This is a genomic window from Pseudoduganella umbonata (genome assembly GCF_014192225.1).
Lineage (GTDB): Bacteria > Pseudomonadota > Gammaproteobacteria > Burkholderiales > Burkholderiaceae_D > Rugamonas > Rugamonas umbonata.
Window position 1 is genome coordinate 59,083 of sequence record NZ_JACHXS010000009.1, and the last position, 19,583, is coordinate 78,665.

The 19,583-nt window shown below is 62.4% G+C and carries 18 protein-coding genes and 1 tRNA gene; 10 read left to right on the forward strand and 9 right to left on the reverse strand.

Annotated elements, in window-relative coordinates; all coding sequences use genetic code 11:
• Positions 1–123: 123 nt before the first annotated feature.
• The gene (locus FHS02_RS31985) at positions 124–1,692 is read right to left on the reverse strand and encodes a methyl-accepting chemotaxis protein (protein ID WP_137316409.1); all 1,569 of its coding nucleotides are present in this window, start codon (positions 1,690–1,692) and stop codon (positions 124–126) included.
• A gap of 277 nt (positions 1,693–1,969) precedes the next feature.
• On the opposite strand from FHS02_RS31985, the gene FHS02_RS21425 reads away from it, so the two are divergent.
• From FHS02_RS21425 to FHS02_RS21455, 7 genes are all read left to right on the forward strand, one after another.
• Complete coding sequence (locus tag FHS02_RS21425) at positions 1,970–2,578, forward strand: TIGR00645 family protein (RefSeq protein WP_137316408.1); 609 nt, start codon at positions 1,970–1,972, stop codon at positions 2,576–2,578.
• Between the two features lie 25 nt (positions 2,579–2,603).
• Positions 2,604–4,133, forward strand: a complete 1,530-nt coding sequence (locus FHS02_RS21430) for a fumarate hydratase (protein WP_137316407.1) — start codon at positions 2,604–2,606, stop codon at positions 4,131–4,133.
• Positions 4,134–4,367: 234 nt separating this feature from the next.
• Positions 4,368–5,216, forward strand: coding sequence for a glutamate racemase (gene murI, locus FHS02_RS21435; RefSeq protein ID WP_137316406.1), 849 nt, complete (start codon positions 4,368–4,370; stop codon positions 5,214–5,216).
• 177 nt (positions 5,217–5,393) lie between these two features.
• Positions 5,394–5,469 (forward strand) — tRNA-His (locus tag FHS02_RS21440).
• 63 nt (positions 5,470–5,532) lie between these two features.
• Positions 5,533–6,201 (forward strand): pentapeptide repeat-containing protein, encoded by a 669-nt coding sequence (locus FHS02_RS21445; RefSeq protein WP_137316405.1) that lies wholly within the window; start codon positions 5,533–5,535, stop codon positions 6,199–6,201.
• 179 nt (positions 6,202–6,380) lie between these two features.
• Positions 6,381–6,707, forward strand: a complete 327-nt coding sequence (locus FHS02_RS21450; protein ID WP_137316404.1) for a hypothetical protein — start codon at positions 6,381–6,383, stop codon at positions 6,705–6,707.
• A gap of 152 nt (positions 6,708–6,859) precedes the next feature.
• Positions 6,860–7,309 carry a hypothetical protein gene (locus FHS02_RS21455; protein WP_137316403.1) on the forward strand — a complete coding sequence of 150 codons (450 nt, stop codon included), beginning with the start codon at positions 6,860–6,862 and terminating at the stop codon, positions 7,307–7,309.
• Positions 7,310–7,770: 461 nt separating this feature from the next.
• On the opposite strand, the gene FHS02_RS21460 is transcribed toward FHS02_RS21455, so the two are convergent.
• The 8 genes from FHS02_RS21460 to FHS02_RS21495 all read right to left on the reverse strand — a co-directional run bounded on the left by FHS02_RS21460 (position 7,771) and on the right by FHS02_RS21495 (position 15,344).
• Positions 7,771–8,139, reverse strand: a complete 369-nt coding sequence (locus tag FHS02_RS21460; protein WP_137316402.1) for a hypothetical protein — start codon at positions 8,137–8,139, stop codon at positions 7,771–7,773.
• A gap of 150 nt (positions 8,140–8,289) precedes the next feature.
• Positions 8,290–8,466, reverse strand: a complete 177-nt coding sequence (locus FHS02_RS21465) for a hypothetical protein (protein WP_175424917.1) — start codon at positions 8,464–8,466, stop codon at positions 8,290–8,292.
• A gap of 26 nt (positions 8,467–8,492) precedes the next feature.
• The gene (locus FHS02_RS21470; RefSeq protein ID WP_137316401.1) at positions 8,493–9,074 is read right to left on the reverse strand and encodes a hypothetical protein; all 582 of its coding nucleotides are present in this window, start codon (positions 9,072–9,074) and stop codon (positions 8,493–8,495) included.
• A 153-nt stretch (positions 9,075–9,227) separates the two neighbouring features.
• Complete coding sequence (locus tag FHS02_RS21475) at positions 9,228–9,563, reverse strand: energy transducer TonB (RefSeq protein WP_137316400.1); 336 nt, start codon at positions 9,561–9,563, stop codon at positions 9,228–9,230.
• Between the two features lie 34 nt (positions 9,564–9,597).
• A complete protein-coding gene (locus FHS02_RS21480) occupies positions 9,598–9,930 on the reverse strand; it encodes an energy transducer TonB (RefSeq protein ID WP_137316399.1) in 333 nt (110 codons plus the stop codon).
• A 47-nt stretch (positions 9,931–9,977) separates the two neighbouring features.
• Positions 9,978–11,771 carry a methyl-accepting chemotaxis protein gene (locus tag FHS02_RS21485; RefSeq protein ID WP_229422374.1) on the reverse strand — a complete coding sequence of 598 codons (1,794 nt, stop codon included), beginning with the start codon at positions 11,769–11,771 and terminating at the stop codon, positions 9,978–9,980.
• A 716-nt stretch (positions 11,772–12,487) separates the two neighbouring features.
• Positions 12,488–13,507: a tRNA dihydrouridine(20/20a) synthase DusA gene (dusA, locus tag FHS02_RS21490; RefSeq protein ID WP_137316398.1), complete on the reverse strand. Its 1,020-nt coding sequence runs from the start codon at positions 13,505–13,507 to the stop codon at positions 12,488–12,490.
• A 1,399-nt stretch (positions 13,508–14,906) separates the two neighbouring features.
• The gene (locus tag FHS02_RS21495; RefSeq protein ID WP_137316397.1) at positions 14,907–15,344 is read right to left on the reverse strand and encodes a DUF2867 domain-containing protein; all 438 of its coding nucleotides are present in this window, start codon (positions 15,342–15,344) and stop codon (positions 14,907–14,909) included.
• 324 nt (positions 15,345–15,668) lie between these two features.
• On the opposite strand from FHS02_RS21495, the gene FHS02_RS21500 reads away from it, so the two are divergent.
• From FHS02_RS21500 to FHS02_RS21510, 3 genes are all read left to right on the forward strand, one after another.
• On the forward strand, positions 15,669–16,895 hold the full coding sequence (locus FHS02_RS21500; protein WP_137316396.1) for a DUF4861 family protein: 1,227 nt from the start codon (positions 15,669–15,671) through the stop codon (positions 16,893–16,895).
• 259 nt (positions 16,896–17,154) lie between these two features.
• Positions 17,155–18,462, forward strand: coding sequence for a rhamnogalacturonan acetylesterase (locus FHS02_RS21505; RefSeq protein WP_137316395.1), 1,308 nt, complete (start codon positions 17,155–17,157; stop codon positions 18,460–18,462).
• Positions 18,459–19,403 (forward strand): glycoside hydrolase family 43 protein, encoded by a 945-nt coding sequence (locus tag FHS02_RS21510; protein ID WP_137316394.1) that lies wholly within the window; start codon positions 18,459–18,461, stop codon positions 19,401–19,403. The genes FHS02_RS21505 and FHS02_RS21510 overlap by 4 nt, the downstream gene beginning before the upstream one ends.
• Positions 19,404–19,583: the final 180 nt, after the last annotated feature.

Below are 19,583 nucleotides of genomic sequence, written 5' to 3' on the forward strand. Positions count from 1 at the left end.
GCTTACAACGCCCTTACAGGACAGCGCGTGTCCGGCAAACCAATACTGCCATTCTAACCACAATAGAAAAAGCGGGAGGGTGGCCGCAGCCGCCCTCCCGCCCGGATACCGCGACGGCTGCTATCAGCCGCGGTGTGCCAGCAGCACGCGGCCAGGGGTGGCCGCGCTGTCGAGACGGAACACGGAAACCGCCTGCGCCAGTCCGGCAGCCTGTTCCTGCAGCGATGCGGCGGCGGCGGATGCCTGCTCCACCAGCGCGGCGTTCTGCTGCGTGATGTCGTCCATCTGCACGATCGACACGTTGACCTGCTCGATGCCGGCGCTCTGCTCCACGGTGGCGCTGGTGATCTCGGCCATGATGTCGGTGACGCGCCTGACGCCTTCCACCACGTCGTTCATCGTGCTGCCGGCCTGCGACACGAGGCGGGTGCCGGCGTCCACTTTGTCGACGGAGTCGCCGATCAGTTCCTTGATTTCGCGGGCGGCGCTGGCCGAACGCTGGGCCAGGTTACGCACTTCGGAAGCCACCACGGCGAAGCCGCGGCCCTGTTCGCCCGCGCGGGCCGCTTCCACCGCCGCGTTCAGCGCCAGGATGTTGGTCTGGAAGGCGATACCGTCGATGACGCCGATGATGTCGACGATCTTGCGTGCCGACGCGTTGATCGCATCCATCGTCGAGACGACTTCGCCGATCACGGCGCCGCCCTTGACGGCCACGTCGGAGGCCGACTGGGCCAGCTGGTTGGCCTGGCGCGCGTTGTCGGCGTTCTGACGGACGGTCGTCGTCAGCTCGCCCATCGAGGCGGCGCTGTGCTGCAGCGAGCCGGCCTGGTTCTCGGTACGCTGCGACAGGTTCAGGTTGCCGGCGGCGATTTCGCCGGAGGCGGTGGCGATGGTATCGGTACCGCTGCGCACCTCGGTCACGATGCGCACCAGGCTGTCGTTCATCTCCTGCAGCGCGCGCATCAGCTGGCCGATCTCATCGTTGCTGCGCACCGTCACGCGGCTCGTCAGGTCGCCCTTGCTGACCGTTTGGGCCAGGTGCAGCGCCTCGCGCAGCGGCAGCGTGACCGAGCGCACCACGCGGTAGCCGGTCACCACGGAGATGGCGATCGCCAGCAGCACCGCGGCAAACATCACGTTGCGGTTGGTGGCGTTGGCGGCCAGCAGGCGGTCCACTTCCAGGCTGGCGTTCTGTTCCTGCATCTCGATCAGCGCCTTGAAACCCTTCACGGTGGCGGCACCGAACTTGTTGGTGTTATTGGCGCGCCACTCGGCCGCTTCCTCGGTCTGGCCGGCCGAATACAGCTCGAACCAGCGCGGGCGCGAGGCGAAGTACTTGGCATACGATTCCCTCAGCTGCGCCAGGCCGGCCTTTTCCTCGTCCGTGTGCGGCAGTGCTTCGTAGAGCTTCAGGTTGTCCTCGATGATGCCGGCCCATTTCTGCTCGTCGCCCAGGATCTTCGCGCGGCCCTGCTCGTTGGCCGTCATGAAGTTGGCGACACCGAAGCGCAGTTCCCACATCGCGTTCTGGGCGGCCACCAGGCCGGTGCTGCCGTTTTTCAGGTCGCGGATGCCCTCGTTGTTGCGCGCGACGCCTTGCAGGGAAAGGCCGCTCACCACGAGCAGCAGGAAGAACAGCACGCCCAGCATCAGGCTGATGCGGGTGCCGATTTTCAGGTTGTTGAACATTGTTGTTTTCAGAATTGGCGCGGGCGGCGGGGACAAGGCCATGTCGCGAACTGCATGCCGGCCAGAAGCTGCGGGGGGATGGGCAGCGGCCGAAAGGGCAGGATTGTAATGGGAAGATGTTGCCGTAACCAAACATTACAGTAATTTTTGTTTCGACTCAGCAACAAACGCACAGTTAACAGGCAGCGGGCGACCGGGCCTTGAGCTGCGGCAAGGACCGCTCAGGTGTAGAATGTCGGGTGTTTTTATCCGCACCACCCACCGGAGCCATTTTTCGATGACCGATCCGAAGTATCCAAACGGACGCCGCCTTAACCCCATCGCCTCTTTCATCTTCATGTCCCGCTGGCTGCAGCTGCCGCTGTACCTGGGGCTGATCCTGGCGCAATGCGTCTATGTGTTCCACTTCTGGGTCGAACTGAAGGACCTGATCGGTGCCGCGCTGGGCAACGAAGCATCGCTGCAGCACATCATCGCCGCCGTCACCGTGCCGGGTGCGCCGCCGCCGACCAAGCTCAATGAAACCACCATCATGCTGGTGGTGCTGGGCCTGATCGACGTGGTCATGATCTCGAACCTGCTGATCATGGTGATCGTGGGCGGCTACGAAACCTTCGTCTCGCGGATGGGCCTCGAAGGCCATCCGGACCAGCCGGAATGGCTGTCGCACGTTAACGCTTCGGTGCTGAAGACGAAGCTGGCCACGGCGATCATCGGCATTTCGTCGATCCACCTGCTGAAGACCTTCATCAACGCCCAGGTGTACGACGCCAAGACGCTGATGGCGCAAACCCTTATTCACATTGCATTCCTGCTGTCTGCCATTGCGATCGCCTATACCGACCGCCTGATGACCGGGACGCAAAACGGTTCCAAGCATCACTAATCCAGCCAATCGCAAGAGAACAGTCATGACCATCATCAAGCAAGAAGACCTGATCGAATCCGTGGCCGCAGCGCTGCAGTACATCAGCTATTACCACCCGGCCGACTACATCCAGCACCTGGGCCGCGCCTACGAGTCGGAGCAGAGCCCGGCCGCCAAGGATGCGATCGCGCAGATCCTGACCAACTCGCGCATGTGCGCCGAGGGCAAGCGTCCGATCTGCCAGGATACCGGCATGGTCAACGTGTTCCTGAAGATCGGCATGGGCGTGCGCTTCGAAGGCTTCACCGGCACTGTGACCGACGCGGTCAACGAAGGCGTGCGCCGCGCGTACAACTTCGCGGACAACAAGCTGCGCGCATCGATCGTGGCGGACCCGCACTTCGAGCGCAAGAACACCAAGGACAACACGCCGGCCGTGGTGCACATGGAACTGGTGGAAGGCAATACGGTCGACGTGGGCGTGGCTGCGAAAGGCGGCGGCTCCGAGAACAAGACCAAGTTCGTGATGCTCAATCCTTCCGACTCGCTGGTGGACTGGGTGCTGAAGACGGTGCCGCTGATGGGCGCCGGCTGGTGCCCGCCGGGCATGCTGGGCATCGGCATCGGCGGCAGTGCCGAGAAGGCGATGCTGCTGGCGAAAGAGTCGCTGATGGAAGACATCGACATGTTCGAGCTGAAGAAGCGCGGCCCACAGAACAAGCTGGAAGAGCTGCGCATCGAACTGTGCGACAAGATCAACGCGCTGGGCATCGGCGCGCAGGGCCTGGGCGGCCTGACGACCGTGCTGGACGTGAAGATCAACATGTACCCGACGCACGCGGCTTCCAAGCCGGTCGCGATGATCCCGAACTGCGCCGCCACGCGCCACGCGCACTTCGTGCTGGATGGTTCCGGCCCGGCCTACATCGAACCGCCGAAGCTTTCCGACTGGCCGAGCGTGTCGTGGGCGCCGGATACCGAGAAGTCGAAGCGCGTCGACCTGAATACGCTGACCAAGGAAGAAGTGGCTTCGTGGACGCCGGGCCAGACCCTGCTCCTGAACGGCAAGATGCTGACCGGCCGCGACGCCGCGCACAAGCGCATCCAGGACATGCTGGCCAAGGGCGAGCCGCTGCCGGTGGACTTCACCAACCGCGTGATCTACTACGTGGGCCCGGTGGATCCGGTGGGCGACGAAGTCGTCGGCCCGGCCGGTCCGACCACGGCGACCCGCATGGACAAGTTCACCGACATGATGCTGGAGAAGACCGGCCTGATCTCGATGGTGGGCAAGGCCGAGCGCGGCCCTGTCGCGATCGAATCGATCCAGCGTCACAAATCGGCTTACCTGATGGCCGTGGGCGGCGCCGCTTACCTGGTGTCGAAGGCGATCAAGAACGCCAAGGTGGTCGGCTTCGAAGACCTGGGCATGGAAGCGATCTACGAATTCGACGTGGTCGACATGCCGGTGACGGTGGCCGTCGATTCCACCGGTACCTCGGTGCACCAGACCGGCCCGAAGGAATGGGCTGTCAAGATCGAAAAGCTGAAGGCTGAAGGCGCGCTGGCGTAACTGCCGTCTCGCACTCGATGCATCGGCTGCGCCGGCGTACTGGTGTTCTGGCGTCGGACACCGGCTTCATGGTGTCGGACACCGGTGTTCTCATCCGACACCGGTATTCCCGGCATCGCATGCAGGCTCCGGGAAAACCGGTGTCCGACACCTGAAGGTGTCCGACACCAGCGCCGCGAACGCCAGTGCAGCATCATCCTTTCGCAAAGCATTTTCCAGACCCAGGAGCCCGCGATGACCCAGCCCATCCGCAATGTCAGTGTCGACGCCCCCATCGGCATCTTCGATTCCGGCGTGGGCGGGCTGTCGGTGCTGCGGCATGTGCATGCGCAGCTGCCGCATGAACACCTGATCTATTTCGCCGATTCCGGTTACGCGCCTTATGGTGACCGCGAAGAGGAATGGGTGATCCAGCGCTCGCTGGCCGTCGCCGCATTCCTGTTCGGGCAAGGCGTCAAGGCGCTGGTGGTGGCGTGCAATACCGCCACCGTCGCCGCCATCAAGGCCATTCGCACCGAGTGGCCCGGCGTGCCGATCGTTGGCGTCGAGCCGGGGCTGAAGCCGGGTGCCGCCGCCTCTCGCTCCGGCAAGGTCGGCGTGCTGGCTACCGACCGCACGCTGCACAGCGAAAAATTCCTCACGCTGCGCGACCAGATTAGCGCCGCCACCCAGGCCGAGTTCCTGCTGCAGCCGTGCATCGGCCTGGTCGACCAGATCGAACTGGGGCAGCTGGGCTCGGCCGGCACGATGGCGCTGCTGGAACAGTACGTGTCGCCGCTGCTCGATCGCGGCGCCGATACGCTGGTGCTGGGCTGCACGCACTACCCGTTCGTCGAGAACGCGATCCGGCAGGTGCTGGCGCGGCATGCGTCGCACGATGCCAGCGCGCCCGTCACGCTGATCGACACCGGCGACGCCGTCGCCCGGCAGCTCGCCCGGCTGCTCGAAGGCGCCGGGCTGCTGCGTCCCGCCGGCGTGGCACACCTGCGCGGCTACACCAGCGCCAGCGCCGCCGTCCTCGCCGAAGCCTTCCGCGCCCTGCTCTCGCTCACCCCGCAAGTCGACGCCGTCGACGTCGCCTGAAAAGTTGCTCGAAAACCGGTGACAGACACCGGTTTTCTGGAAATGTTTCAAAAAAACTGGTGTCTGTCACCGGTTTTCAGGAAATTTTGCAGCAAGAGGGGTTTGCCAGATGCCAATCGGTCCTATATAATGCGGCCTCTGTTGCGCTACTGGCGAAACAGAAAATGTAGTTCAGTGGTGGCTGTAGCTCAGTTGGTAGAGTCCAGGATTGTGATTCCTGTTGTCGTGGGTTCGAGCCCCATCAGCCACCCCAAAGAATTCAATGAAAAAGGTCACCTGCTTCGGCATGTGGCCTTTTTTGTTTTCCGGAGCACCGATGCACTTCCTCGACCAATCCCTCTCCCGCGCCGATATCGAAAGCGCACTTTCCCAAGGCACCCCGACCTTCGAGCAATGCGACCTCGATGGTGCCGACCTGTCGCGGCTGGACTTGCGCGGGGCCACCTTCATTAGCTGCAGCGTGGCCGAGACCTCGTTCTATGCCGCCCGGCTGATGCACTCCACGTGGCAGCGCTGCCGCGGCCGCCAGGCCGATTTCGAATCGGCGGACGTGACGGACGCGCAGTTCCACAGCTGCGACCTGAACAACAGCAGCTGGCGCCGCGCCAGGATGGCATCGGCGCTGCTGAAGGGGTGCAAACTGACGGGTGCGAACTTCGAGGAGGCGGCGCACCTGGGGCTGGCGTTCGAGGACTGCCTGCTGGTCGGCGCCGACCTGCGCCGCATGTCGTTTCGCAAGGCCACGCTGGCCGGGCTGGATTTCGCCGATGCCGACCTGGCGGGCTGCGATTTCCGCGACGCGGTATTCAACGGCGGCAGCCTGCGCAATGCGAACCTTAAAGGGGCGCGCTTCGAGAATGCCGACTTGCGTGAGGCGGATCTCGGCGGCCTGAAGCTGTCGGACATCAAACTGTTCCAGGGCGCGCTGATCTCGTCGCGTCAGGCGGCGGAAGTGCTGGCGGAGATGGGGTTGCGCGTCGGCTGACCTGCCTGGGCGGCGGCATGGACTCAGCTCAACATCACTGTGGTTTTTTGTCAATTCACGGAAAATTGCGTTGCCATATTTCAAGGACGGGAGCACTCTGGTCAAAATTGGTATTGTAACTTTCGATTTAAACGCCACATATACCTTGACCTCGCCAGAGCCACTTGAAAGGGCCGCAAATGGAGACCCCGAAATACAAGATCGTATTGGCAGCGCCGGGCTTGGCGCTGGATGAACAGAACACTGGCTTCCGCCACCTTGTGCATCGCTTCGTCGATGGCCTGCTGGGCAAACCCGAGCCTGCCAAAGCCATGGCACACATCGCACAGACACGGCAAGTAGCGGCGGCGGCAGATATTCCCCCACGCGAAATCGCCTGCGAGACGGAAGCGGAAGCCATCCAGGTTTGCCGGGACATGATCGCCCGCGGCTACTCGGCCGCGGTGCATTACGATACATACGACTTCTCCTGGTCGGTGGAAGTCGGTCCTGCAGAGGGCGATTAGGGCAGCCCTGCCCTGTAGCGCGGCGCCAAGTGGCCGGTGGGCCAGTCAAAGCGTTGTACGGTTGGCCCTGCAGATGAAATTTCCATTTTAAGTTGCGTCATGGAATTTATTTGCCGGTACAATATTGGTATTGCCAAATACCAATAATCATCATGTCCTCCGTCGCTTCCGCCTCAAAAGAATTCTCGACCTACAGCAAGGACACCCCCACCGAGCGCCCGGGCGTGGATGGTCGCGCAGGCGTGTTCGTGCCCACCGACGCCGTGGACCTGAACAGCGGCGTGATCCGCAAGGGCGCGGGGATCGTCGGCTACGGCAATCCCGACGGCACGCTGACCGTGTATTTCGAAGCCAACCGCTTTGAGGAATCCAGCCTGCACAAGTGGGAAAACAAAGTGCGGAAGGCGTATGACCGCCTGGTGATGGTAGCGCCAACAGTCTCGAAGGCGAAAATGAATGCCAGCACGATGGAACTGGTCGGCTACATCGATGGTTCCGGCATCCAGTTGAAGCAGCCCGACAGCGTCACTACCTGGCTGACGATTTCCGATGCCCTCGATACCGCCCCCGAAAGCAATGTGATCACGTTCGGCCGCCGTTAAAGCGGTGCCGATCGGGCTTCCAATAAAAAAACGCAGACCGGACAGTCTGCGTACATTCACGAGCGTTATTCCTACAACTTGCCCACAATTTTGCCGATGACTTCGGAGCGCCGCCCTCTTAAGATGAACTTAAGTCAAAAGGAGCCCATCATGGCACGGCATATTCCCCTCACATTCAGCACCATCCTGCTCAGCCTGGTCGGCGTGTCCACCTACTTGCTGTGCTCCACCGACCTGCTCCACAACGGCACGTTCTTCCTGCTGCACTGAGTACGCTGCATCAAGCACGCTGCACTGAGTATGTGCACTAAGCACGCTGCATTAAGCACGCTGCGCTGAGTACGCTGCATCAAGCACGCCGCACTGAGTACGCTGCATTAAGCACGCTGTACTAATTAGCTGCACTAATAAACCGCGCCAAGTACGCTGCACTCAATGCGTCACAAGAGTGCAGCGGCTCATCAGCGCCGGCCGCGCCAGCCGCGGCCGTGGTAGCCACGTCCCCAGCCGCCTGAACGGTGGCTCCAGACAAAGTCCAGCCCGATCGAGATCGGCGGGTACCAGTACGACGGTGCCGCATAGACCGGCGCCGGCGTGTAGACGGGTTGCGGCACATAAACCGGCTGCGGCACGTACGTGACTGCCGGCAGCGGCTCGGTGCTGTAGGTAACCGTCGAACCGGCGCGGGCAGCGGTGCCGGGCGCCACGGGCGTGACCGAGACGGTACGCCACTGGTATGGATCGACGGGTTGCGCGGCGTAGTACGGGCCGGGAACGGCACAACCGGCCAGAACGGCTGCCACGACAGGCAAAATCAGCAAATTTTTCATCGTAAATCTCCTTCCCAATAGAGAACTATAGGGAATTTCCGGCCGCCCTGCCGCGGATTTACACACCGTTACAGCGGCAAACAACATGGAAATATGGCGCCGGATTGGCCGCGTGGCGCATGCCACGCGACCCTGCCACACGTCCCTGAATCAATGCTTGCGGGCCTGCTTCTTTCCGCCGCCGGCTCCTTCATTGCTGCCGGCCTTGGTGTGGCTGGCCGCTTCCTTGCCCTGCTTGGCTTTCTTGGGCGACGCCGAAGATTGCGCTTCTGCTTCGGTGGCGGACTGCTTGTTCTGGTTACCCGTCGATTTCGATTGCGCCATCACGTTCCTCCGTCGGTTGATAAGTTAAATCAAATATACGGTATGTCGCAAATATCGAGCGCACGACCGTTCTCGTCGAGCCGCTGGGCACAGATGTCGAAGCGCACGCCATGCTCGAACTCCATCCGGTACACCTTCCCGTAAGGCAGCGCCACGCCCTGCTGCTGCACCTTGCGGTATTGCAGCGCCGGTACGTCCGCCGGAATGGCCATCGACGTGTGGAAGTTGCGCCGGCGGTCCTGCTGGCGCCGGTGCACGTCGACCACCACGCCCACGTCCAGCGTGATGCCGCCGGCCATGTAGGCGTAGCGCGTGATGTTGCGCGACGCGCTCAGCACGCCCCAGGCGCACGGCGCCGGACTCACCGGTCCTTTCGCGGAGCAGTTGCTGATCTGCGCCAGCGGGAAGTTTTCCTCGTGGCCGGCCAGCTGGGCCAGCGGCCAGGTGGTGCGGATCCCGTCGCGCTTGCCGGACATCGGGTTGGTCCACGTCATCGCATTGATCACGGAGACGGTCTGCTTCAGGCGCGCCGGATCGTCCTTGTTGCGCATCATCGTGCAGCCGGACAGCAGTGTCAGTGATACCAGGGACAGGCAGAGCGGGGTTTTCATAGCGGATCGGCAGTGGAACGATATGCGCCAGATTAACAGATGTGCGTGCATGCCAACAGCGCGGCGCAAACGGGCAAAAAAGAAGCCGGCGCAAGCCGGCTTAAAGAGGTAAAGCAGGTAAATCTGTCTGCCGCCCGACAGGCGGCGGGAAAATCAGTCCAGTTTCCAGGCGTAGTCGACCTTGGCCCATGTCTCGGCCGGTGCGCCATCCTTCGAGCCCGGCTTGAACTTGCAGGCGGACAGCGACTTGATCGCCGCCTTGTCCAGGTTCTTGAAACCGCTCGACTTGTCGAGCTTCGAGTCCTTCACGTCACCGGACGCGGAGACCAGGAACGACATCGATACCGTGCCCTGTTCTTCGTTCATCAGCGACGCCTTCGGATAGTCGGCCTTGCAGTTCTTGGCATCGAAGGAAGCCGGCACTTCCGCAGCGGAAGCGGCACCAGCGAAGAGCACCGTGGCCAGTACACCCATGAAACGCTTGTTCATCTGATTTCCCCTTTATCTTGTCAGCTACGGTTGATTACAGCGCCCACACGTAATCGACCTTGGTCCAGGTCTGCGCTACGGCGCCGTCCTTCTTGCCCGGAATGAACTTGCATGCGGTCAGCGCCTTCAGTGCGGCCTTGTCCAGGTTCTTGAAGCCGCTCGATTTCTCGACCTTCGACTCGACCACGTCGCCGCTCGTCGACACCAGGAATGCCATCGTTACCGCGCCCTGCTCTTCGTTCAGCAGCGAGGCTTTCGGGTATTCGGCCTTGCACTTGCGGGCATCGACGGAGGCCGGCACTTCGGAAGCGAATGCGGTGCCGGCAACGAGGGTGGCGGCGAAGAAGGTGATCAGATGCTTGTTCATGTTATTTTTTCCAGAAATTGAGTTGAGGTTGTCGTCTCGTTGTTTGCTTAGAATTCTTCCCATTCGTCCGCACCGGCCGGGGCGGCAACCACTTTCTTCGGCTTGTCCGAAGCGGGCTTGGCCGACGGTTTGGCCGATTGCGTGGACGCTGGCTTGGCCAATACCGGCTTGGCGGCGATGGCCGGGGCCGGCTTGCGGACGACCGCCTTGACGCTGGCGGTGGTCGGCACGGCCTTGGCGGCGGTGTTCACGGCGTCGATCACGGCGCGCTCTTCGCCCGCTTCCAGCTTGAAGATCGATACCACGCGGGCCAGTTCGCCGGCCTGGTCCTGCAGGCTTTGCGCGGCGGCGGCCGCTTCTTCCACCAGCGCGGCGTTCTGCTGCGTCATGCCGTCCATCTCGATGATCGAGCGGTTCACCTGCTCGATGCCGGCGCTTTGTTCCTGGCTGGCGTTGGCGATCTCGCCCATGATGTCCGTCACGCGGCGCACGGAGGCCACCACTTCGTCCATCGTCACGCCGGCCTGGCCGACCAGCTTCGAACCGCGCTCCACTTTTTCCACGGAGTCGCCGATCAGCGCCTTGATTTCCTTCGCGGCACCGGCCGAACGCTGGGCCAGGTTACGCACTTCGGAAGCCACCACGGCGAAGCCGCGGCCCTGCTCGCCGGCACGGGCCGCCTCGACGGCGGCGTTCAGCGCCAGGATATTGGTCTGGAAGGCGATGCCGTCGATCACGCCGATGATGTCGACGATCTTGTTGGCGGACTCGTTGATCGAGCTCATCGTGTCGACCACCTGCGACACCACGGCGCCACCCTTGCGGGCCACGTCGGAGGCGCTGGCGGCCAGCTGGTTCGCTTCGCGGGCATTGTCGGCGTTCTGCTTCACGGTGGAAGTCAGTTCTTCCATCGCCGACGCGGTCTTCTCCAGCGACGATGCCTGCATTTCGGTACGCGACGACAGGTCGATATTGCCGGCGGCGATTTCACGCGAGGCGGTGCCGATCGTTTCGGTACCCACGCGCACCTGGCTGACGATGCCCACCAGGCTGTCGCGCATTTCCTTCATTTCGGACAGCAGGCTTTCCTTCGCGGCGCCGCTCGTGTCGATCGACACCGACAGGTCGCCGTTGGCGATACTGCCGGCGATCGACGCCGTGTAGTCCGGCTCGCCGCCCAGCTGCTTCAGCAGGCCGCGGGTGATCGCAAGCGCCGCAGCCACCGACAGCAGCACCGCCAGCACGCCCATGCCGATCATGAAGTTGCGGGCACCTTCGAAGCTTTCCTTGGCATCGATCGCCGACTGCTTGTTGACCTTGTCTTCCAGCGCACCCAGCTGGTCAAGCGCTTCCATCCACTTCTTCTGGGCGGGACGGATTTCCTTGATCAGGATGCGGGTGGCGCTCATCGCGTCGTTGGCCAGCCAGAACTGCGAAGCGCGCTCGATGGCCGGCATCGCCACGGCTTCGTGTTCCTTGATTGCCGCCAGCAGTTTCTTTTCTTCCGGCGAAGCTTCGATCGCGAACTTGGCTTCCAGCTTCTTCAGGTCGGCCTGGTATTTCGCGGTCTGTTCCTTGATGCGGGCGAATTCCGGTTCCATGTCGGCCGGGTCGGACATCAGCGTCAGCACGCGCAGCGAACCGATACGGTCGGCCACGTTGTTGCGCATGTCGATCACGAGACGGGTAACGACGTTGTTAACGCTAACAACATGATCCAGGCGGTCCTGGATTTGCGCCAGGCGGAAAATACCCACCACGGTCACGGCCACCAGGAATGCCAGTACCAGTGCGAAACCGAGCGCCAGACGGCTACCCACCTTCATTTTGCTAAGATTCATTTCGACTCTTCGTTATTAGCGGTTATTGATGACCAGCGGTGATTGCAAGCGCTGCTTCGCGAAACTATTATTTATGAACACTTTTGATTACCTTAAGGCAATCGTCAAAGGTAGCAAACATGACTGCGAATGCAAAACAAGGGGAAGAAAACGCGGAATTGCTGTGGTTTTTCATTCCTCCTCCACACATTGAAGAACGACGAAATGTGTGTCCATAAGGAAAGTATAATTCTACGCATTGCCAAGGGGCAAGCGAAATCCTACGCGGAAATGCGTATTCTGTTTTTCTATGGGGAAATTACGACAGAATGACTGGAATGCGCACGAAACTGAGCGTTTCGTGGGATTTATGAACAAAAACAGGGCGTTGGCGCACCATTGCGGACCAGCAAAAACGTGCCGGCACGCGACGGATCGGGTGTAGATCTTGGTGTCGGACACCCTTCAGGATGTCGGACACCGGTTTTCTCACGCCACCACGATCGGTGTCGGAAGCCGGTTTCGTAACGCCACCACCAACCAGTGTCCGACACCATACAGCTGGTGTCCGACACCGAAGCGCGAACGCTGCCGAATGCATCAAGGGTGGTCGGCTGTACCTGACACACAGAGAACAGTTGCCGCAAAAATGGGGACGTACCCCATTTTCCGAGCAATGTTTCCCGAAAAAGGGGGCCCGTCCCCATTTTCTGGGCAACAGTTGGACCGCGGTGCGGCTATTTCGGCAGCGCTTCCAGCAGCAGTCCCGGGTCGCCGGCGGCCAGCCGCTTCGAGTCGGATAGCGTTTGCCGGAACTGCCGGGCGCCGTGCAGGCCCTGCATCAGGCCCAGCATATGGCGCGTGATCGTATTCAGCTTCAGGCCGCGGCCACCTTCCTTCGCCAGCTGGGCGGCGATGTACGGCATCATCGCGCGCAGTACTTCCTCGCGATTTTTCACGGGCGCGGTGTCGCCGTAATACTTGCTGTCGAACGTGGCCATCAGGTAGGGGTTGTGATACGCCTCGCGGCCCAGCATCACGCCATCCACGTGCCGCAGGTGTTCGTCGATCTCGGCCTCGGTCTTGATGCCGCCGTTGATCAGGATCTCGAATTGCGGGAAATCGCGCTTCAGGCGGTATGCGTACTCGTACTTGAGCGGCGGGATTTCGCGGTTTTCCTTCGGCGACAAGCCTTTCAGGATCGCGTTGCGGGCATGGACGATGAACGTGGTGCAGCCGGCATCGGCCACCGTGCCGACGAAATCGCGCACGAAGTCGTAGCTTTCCGTCTCGTCGATGCCGATGCGGTGCTTGACGGTCACGTCGATCGACACCGCATCGCGCATCGCCTTCACGCAGTCGCGCACCAGTTCCGGCTCGGCCATCAGGCAGGCGCCGAACGCGCCCTTCTGCACCCGCTCGGACGGGCAGCCACAGTTCAGGTTGATCTCGTCGTAGCCCCACTTCTCGCCCAGCTTCGCCGACGTGGCCAGGTCCTTTGGATCGCTGCCGCCCAGCTGCAGCGCCACCGGATGCTCTTCGTCGTTGAAGCGCAGGTGGCGCTCCACGTCGCCGTAGACCAGCGCGCCGGTCGTCACCATCTCTGTATACAGCCAGGTGTGCTTCGTGATGTGGCGGTGGAAGACGCGGCAGTGGCGGTCGGTCCAGTCCATCATCGGGGCTACGCTAATCCGGCGACCCGCGTAAGTATTGGATTTCTCTGCATTCCCCTCTGGGACGGCGTTGTTTGGCTGCATGGCTTGTATCACTAGGTATATCGATTAATCACCTGATTCAAAACGCAATGCTGCGGATGTGCTACGAAATGGCATCAGTGATTAAGATCGGAGATCAATGGCGGGACTTGGGTCAGGTGCAAGGGTTTCCGGCGGACAGACAGACCTTCTCGATGAAGGGGCGGGCAACTGCGAGGGCCGCGAAGACCGGGACGACATGATGGCACTGAAGTACCGGGACGTCCGTATCATATCAAAGATGGCCGCACCCGGCGTCATTGACCACTACACGAAGCAGATCCGGGCAGTCAACTGCTTGGCAGGAACATGGCTAACGTGCTGACCGTACTGCGGGCTAGACGCATCTTCGAAACCTTCGATTGACCGCTCTTACTTCGCGGCAGAGGCCGACGCGGGCGATCTATGGTCGCCGTCGATCTAACCTGGCTGGCAGCATGCAGAACACACAAAAACCGCTGGCGTTGACAGTAGATCCGAGCGCTACTGGATGTGCACAGACCACCACGAAATACTTGACTTACCACCGAAGTCCTCTCCCAGCTATCCATGTTCCGCTGCCACGACGGGCATCACAATTTTAAACACGCTTCAGAAATGGAACGACCTAAGATGAAAACTCACTAAACCTTAGGGGAACAATATGAAGACTTTGCTACTTACCGCTGCAGCAACTGCAACTCTTGTTTTTACTGCGTCAGCTTGGGCATGTGCCAATCCCAAATACTGTCGAAATGCAGAAGGGACGAGCGTCGTCTGTGGATGCAACGACAAGTCCACAAGCTCGGACCCGAAAGCTGGTGGTGAGAGGAAGAGATCCCCGGAGCCATCGCAGGATAATAGCGACCGAGGCAACTCACCGAAACACGATATGCCAACTCGGAAACAGTGACGAAAATCCACGGCTGTCAGTAGGCAGCTGGGTTCGAGCACCATCAGCCCCGAGAATTCAATGCAAAACAAGCACGAATTGTCGCCAGCTTATGCTCGTTCTGAAAGCTCTAATGCTTAAGGAATCTCCAACGAACGGTCGCCTCGGCGACCGTTCGTTGTGCGTCGCCATCGCACCACGACCTATTTCTTTCTCGAGAACGACCTGGCATGCATGCTTTTGGTCCGGGACAAACATGCACTCCTCCATTTCGCGCCAATGCTCGCTCTGACGGCTCAGGACAAGATGCGGGCATTAAATCACGATCTAAGCCTCGCGAAGTGCATCACAGCCTCAGAGGTGCTGTCCTAGCAGTGCAAACTGCTAAGGGAAACTTCGATATGTACGCGCAAAAGCACTGAACCGTGCGGCGCGCGCCGCATTCCGGTCCGCTCATTGCATGCCGTACGCTGGCATACGCCGCATCACCGCCGGCACGATACGTCGGTGCACGGGCGCAACGAAGAACATTTACACATGCCCCAACGGGCGGTGCACATGCACCACGGTCGACATCGACAGCCCGCCGCCTTCCCGGCACACAGAAACCTGCACGTCCAGGTGCCGGTCCGAATCGCCAAGGACGACTTCATCGTCCGACACATGCAGCAGTTCGAAAATGCCGATCCGGTCGCCGGGTCGGTAGGCACTGGCCGGCTTGGCGCGGTCGAAGCCGCCCAGCGCGCCAAGGTCCTTCAGACCGATGCGCGACACGACGGCGTTACGCAGCGCCATCATGCGGTCCACCCAGGCCGGCGTGCGTGTCACCGTGTCGAGGTAGAGCTGCAGCGCGGAACGGGGATCGGATGCCAGCGCCATGCGGTAGCTGTCGTGGAAGTGCGCGCCCGGCGTGGCGCGGTGAAGCCGGCTCGCGGCCGGAACCGGTTGTTTTACGATCGTTGCCGTCATCGCCGCAGCATAGCGCATCGCGGTAACGCGTGTGCTGCGTGCCTACGCACCGCACGGCGATGGCTGAATGCTCACATTGTTGATTGAATCTCCCCGTTCCGTTGACACCTGCTGAGCGAGTCCCGATACTCGTTTGCCGTTCTTGCATGACGGAGACCGATGGCAGCCGTGCCGAGATCGCGCCGCGCCCGCGGCACCGGCGCAGCGCGTGAGCACTGGTGGACGCCGTTGCCAGGCGCCCACTGGCGCCATACGCCCCGGCCGGGCTATCCTGCTGGCCTGACAGTCCCCGCAGTTCCACTCAACCTTCGCCTTGAGAGCACCATGACCAATCGATTCCTGCCTGCCGCCGCCGCATTCGCCGTCTCCGCCGCTTTCGCCATGCCCGCCGCCCACGCGGAAAAGCTGGCGATCACCGTGACCCACGCGCTCGACCAGGCCCGCCCCGCCGAGACGATCACCGTGCCATGGGCCGAGGTGAACCGCGTGCTGCCGGGCGCCATGCTGCAGCGGATCGCCGTGCGCGACGCCGCCGGCAAGCTGCTGCCCTACCAGGTGACGAACGTGGCGCCGCAGGCCAAGGACCCGGAAAACCGCGGCATCGCCTATGGTGACCTGATCTTCCAGCACGACTTCAAGGCCGGCGAGAAGAGCGCCACGTTCACCGTGGAGAAAACCGAGACGGTGTCGCCGCCGTTCCCCACCAAGGTCCACGCGCGCTACGTGCAGGAGCGCCTGGACGACTTCGCGTGGGAGAACGACAAGGTTGCGCACCGCACCTACGGCGCCGCGCTCGGCGCACCGGCGCCGGCCGGCGTCACCAAGGAAGTGCTGGTCACCAGCGGCAACGACATCTGGTTCAAACGCGTGCCGTATCCGATCGTCGACCGCTGGTACAACAAAGGCCATGACCACTACCACGTGGACCAGGGCGAAGGCATGGACATGTACAACGTGGGCCGCACGCTGGGCGCCGGCGGCACCGCCATCTGGGACGGCACGAAACTGGCCAAGGCAAGCAACTACACGGGCTGGAAGGTGCTGGCCAACGGTCCGGTGCGGGCGATCTTCGAGCTTTCGTACGACGCGTTCGACGCGGCCGGCACCAAGGTCTCCGAAGTGCGCCGCTTCACCGTCGATGCCGGCCATTGGTTCGACCGTATCGAATCGACGTTCACCTATGCCGGCGGCCAGCAGTTGAACGCCGTCGTCGGCCTGAACAAGACGCCGAGCGACAAGGGCCAGGACCCGCAGATCGCCACCGACCGCGTGCCGGCCGACGGCTCGCTGCGCCAGTGGGTCACGCAGAAGAGCAACGATGCGTTCGGCGTGGCGGTGGTGGTGCCGACGGCGAAGGACGCCGGTTCCGACCAGGCCAACGATTTCGTGATCGCCCCGGTCACCTCCGGCAAGCCGCTGACGTACTACGTGGGCGCGGCCTGGAGCCGTGCCGGCGAGATCAGGACCAAGGAAGAATGGGCTAAGCAGGTGGCGCTGACGGCCGCGCGGGCGAAGTCGCCCGTGAAGGTGACGGTGGCGGCGGCGAAGTAGGAATCGGATTCGCGTGCCGGGTCGCGAGGCATGCGTGTCGATTGCTTTAGCCGATAGCTGTTGGCCGCCGAACACCGGTGTCAGACACCTTTTCTGGGTGAATCTTCCAGAAAAGGTGTCTGACACCGGTTTGCTTCTTAAGTCGCCTGGTATCCCAAACCTCCCCCCCGCTCACTGTGCTGATTCTTTCCGCAGCCACCGCAGCCCCTCTCCGCCAGCCCCATAAAATACCGCGCAGGCAACCACTCCCACACCCGACATGAACATCAAACCGCTCGCCGGCCTGCTGCTCGCCCTGGCCGCCCCCGCCTCCTTCGCCGCCATGCCCGCCGACGGCTGGCGCTTCGATTTCACCGGCAAGGCCGCAGCGGGCCATACCGCCGTGCAGGCCGGCACGGCCTACGACAGCACCCGCGGCTTCGGCTATGAAGTGGACAACGGCGGGAACAACGGCGCGAACAACGGAGCTGATACAAGCACCGCCACCGCCACCGCGGCCGCCACGTTCTTCTCGGCCGACGTCCCCGAAGGGAACGTGGCCGTCACCGTCACGCTGGGCCCGGGCACGCACACGATCAAGTCGGAAGTGCGCCGGCTGATGCTGGAGAATGTCGTCGTTCCGGCGGGGCAGACGATCACGCGCACGTTCGTCGTCAACACGCGCACCCCGGCGATCGCCGCCGCGAACGGCATGAAGGCAGGTGTCGTGAACCTGAAGGCGCCGCGCGAAACGGTGCAGGAAGCGTGGAACTGGGACAGGCGCCTCACGCTCGAGATCCACGGCGGCGTCGACAAGGTCGAGATCAAGCCGGTGCAGCTTCCCACCATCTTCCTGCTGGGCGACTCCACCGTCAGCGACCAGCCGGGCGAGCCGTATGCCAGCTGGGGCCAGATGCTGACGCGCTTCTTCAAGCCGGGTGTCGCCGTCGCCAACCATGCGCAATCGGGCGAGACCTTCCGCGATTCGCTGGCGCGCCGCCGCATCGACAAGATCGTCTCGCAGCTGCGCCCCGGCGACGTGGTGCTGCTGCAGTTCGGCCACAACGACCAGAAGCAGATCAAGGCCGGCAACGGCGGCCCGTTCACCACCTATAAGGCGGAACTGCGCCAGCACGTGGACATGGTGCGCGAGGCGGGAGGGCTGCCGGTCGTGGTGTCGTCGATGGAGCGCCGCCGTTTCGATGCCGCCGGTAAGCCGGAGTCGACGCTTGCCGATTACGCCGCCGCGGCCAGCCAGTCCGCCCAGGAACTGGGCGTGCCGTACATCGACCTGAATGCCGCCAGCAAGGTGCTGTACGGCGCCCTTGGCGTGGAAGGCTCGAAGCCGGCCTTCGCACTGCCGGCGCCCGACAAGCTCGACAACACGCACCACAGCAACTATGGCGCCTACCTGCTGGCTAAGGCCGTCGTCAGCGGCATCCGCGACGCGAAGCTGCCGGTGGCTTCCCAGGTCGTCGACGGCTTCGCGTTCGATCCGGCCCGCCCCGACCCGTTCGACAAATTCGCCGTGCCGGCGAGCCCCCGCTACACCAATGAGCGTCCGCTGGGCGACGAGGCCAACCGATGATCCGAAAACTTCTCGCCACCGCCGTATTCTCCTGCGCCCTGCCCGCCTTCGCGGCCGACGCCTACCTGTTCGCCTACTTCACGAAGAACGGCGAGGACGGCTTGCACTTCGCCGCTAGCACCGACGCCTACAAGTGGGACAAGGTCGCCGGCGGCAAGAGCTTCCTGGCGCCGAAGGTGGGCAAGTCGAAACTGATGCGCGACCCGTGCATCGTGCGCGGGCCGGACGGTACGTACCACATGGTGTGGACGTCGGGCTGGAACGAGAACAATATCGGCTACGCCTCGTCGAAGGACCTGGTCACCTGGTCCGAACAGAAGGAACTGCCGGTGATGGCGCATGAGCCGGGCGTGCTGAACGCGTGGGCGCCGGAAATCGTGTACGACGACAAGCGCGGCGAATTCCTGATCTTCTGGGCCTCCACCGTGCCGGGCAAGTTCACGGAGACGGCCGGTTCTTCCGAGCAGAAATACAACCACCGGATGTACTACACGACGACGAAGGATTTCACGGCGTTCGCGCCCACGCAGCTGTTCTACGATCCGGGCTTCTCCGTCATCGACGCCACGTTCCTGCGCGCGAACGGCACGAACTACCTGATCGTGAAGGATGAAACCGTGAAGCCGCCGCGCAAGTACCTGCAGGTGGCCGAAGCGCCGGACGTGCGCGGGCCGTTCAAGCCGCTGTCGCCACCGATCACGCCGCAGGGCCTGTGGGTCGAGGGGCCGACGGCGATCCAGGCCGGCGCGGAAGTGCTGATGTACTTCGATGCCTACACCACGAAGCACTACGGCGCGCTGCGCTCGCGCGACCTGAAGACGTGGGAAAACGTGACGGACAAGATGCACTTCCCGGACGAAGGCACGCCGGTGCGCATGCGCCACGGCACCGTTATCCAGGTGCCGCAGGCTGTGCTGGCGAAGCTGCGCGCAGCCGATTAGGCGGGAGCCTGCCCTTCGTATCTCCTTGTGCTGGCGAAGCTGCGCGCAGCCGAATGAATCCGAACGAGTAACCGAGTGCGTATCGATTCACACTATGTTACTTAACGACTTGCGGTGGAAATAATGGCAACGAGGGCGGCGGGTACAATCCGGCCCACTATACCAACAACCGCCGTCACG

Excerpts from the sequence above, each read along its gene's own strand:
- FHS02_RS31985 (WP_137316409.1), bottom strand. The coding sequence starts at position 1,692 with ATGTTCAACAACCTGAAAATCGGCACCCGCATCAGCCTGATGCTGGGC.
- FHS02_RS21425 (WP_137316408.1), top strand. The coding sequence starts at position 1,970 with ATGACCGATCCGAAGTATCCAAACGGACGCCGCCTTAACCCCATCGCC.
- FHS02_RS21430 (WP_137316407.1), top strand. The coding sequence starts at position 2,604 with ATGACCATCATCAAGCAAGAAGACCTGATCGAATCCGTGGCCGCAGCG.
- murI (WP_137316406.1), top strand. The coding sequence starts at position 4,368 with ATGACCCAGCCCATCCGCAATGTCAGTGTCGACGCCCCCATCGGCATC.
- FHS02_RS21445 (WP_137316405.1), top strand. The coding sequence starts at position 5,533 with ATGCACTTCCTCGACCAATCCCTCTCCCGCGCCGATATCGAAAGCGCA.
- FHS02_RS21450 (WP_137316404.1), top strand. The coding sequence starts at position 6,381 with ATGGAGACCCCGAAATACAAGATCGTATTGGCAGCGCCGGGCTTGGCG.
- FHS02_RS21455 (WP_137316403.1), top strand. The coding sequence starts at position 6,860 with ATGTCCTCCGTCGCTTCCGCCTCAAAAGAATTCTCGACCTACAGCAAG.
- FHS02_RS21460 (WP_137316402.1), bottom strand. The coding sequence starts at position 8,139 with ATGAAAAATTTGCTGATTTTGCCTGTCGTGGCAGCCGTTCTGGCCGGT.
- FHS02_RS21470 (WP_137316401.1), bottom strand. The coding sequence starts at position 9,074 with ATGAAAACCCCGCTCTGCCTGTCCCTGGTATCACTGACACTGCTGTCC.
- FHS02_RS21475 (WP_137316400.1), bottom strand. The coding sequence starts at position 9,563 with ATGAACAAGCGTTTCATGGGTGTACTGGCCACGGTGCTCTTCGCTGGT.
- FHS02_RS21480 (WP_137316399.1), bottom strand. The coding sequence starts at position 9,930 with ATGAACAAGCATCTGATCACCTTCTTCGCCGCCACCCTCGTTGCCGGC.
- FHS02_RS21485 (WP_229422374.1), bottom strand. The coding sequence starts at position 11,771 with ATGAATCTTAGCAAAATGAAGGTGGGTAGCCGTCTGGCGCTCGGTTTC.
- dusA (WP_137316398.1), bottom strand. The coding sequence starts at position 13,507 with ATGCAGCCAAACAACGCCGTCCCAGAGGGGAATGCAGAGAAATCCAAT.
- FHS02_RS21495 (WP_137316397.1), bottom strand. The coding sequence starts at position 15,344 with ATGACGGCAACGATCGTAAAACAACCGGTTCCGGCCGCGAGCCGGCTT.
- FHS02_RS21500 (WP_137316396.1), top strand. The coding sequence starts at position 15,669 with ATGACCAATCGATTCCTGCCTGCCGCCGCCGCATTCGCCGTCTCCGCC.
- FHS02_RS21505 (WP_137316395.1), top strand. The coding sequence starts at position 17,155 with ATGAACATCAAACCGCTCGCCGGCCTGCTGCTCGCCCTGGCCGCCCCC.
- FHS02_RS21510 (WP_137316394.1), top strand. The coding sequence starts at position 18,459 with ATGATCCGAAAACTTCTCGCCACCGCCGTATTCTCCTGCGCCCTGCCC.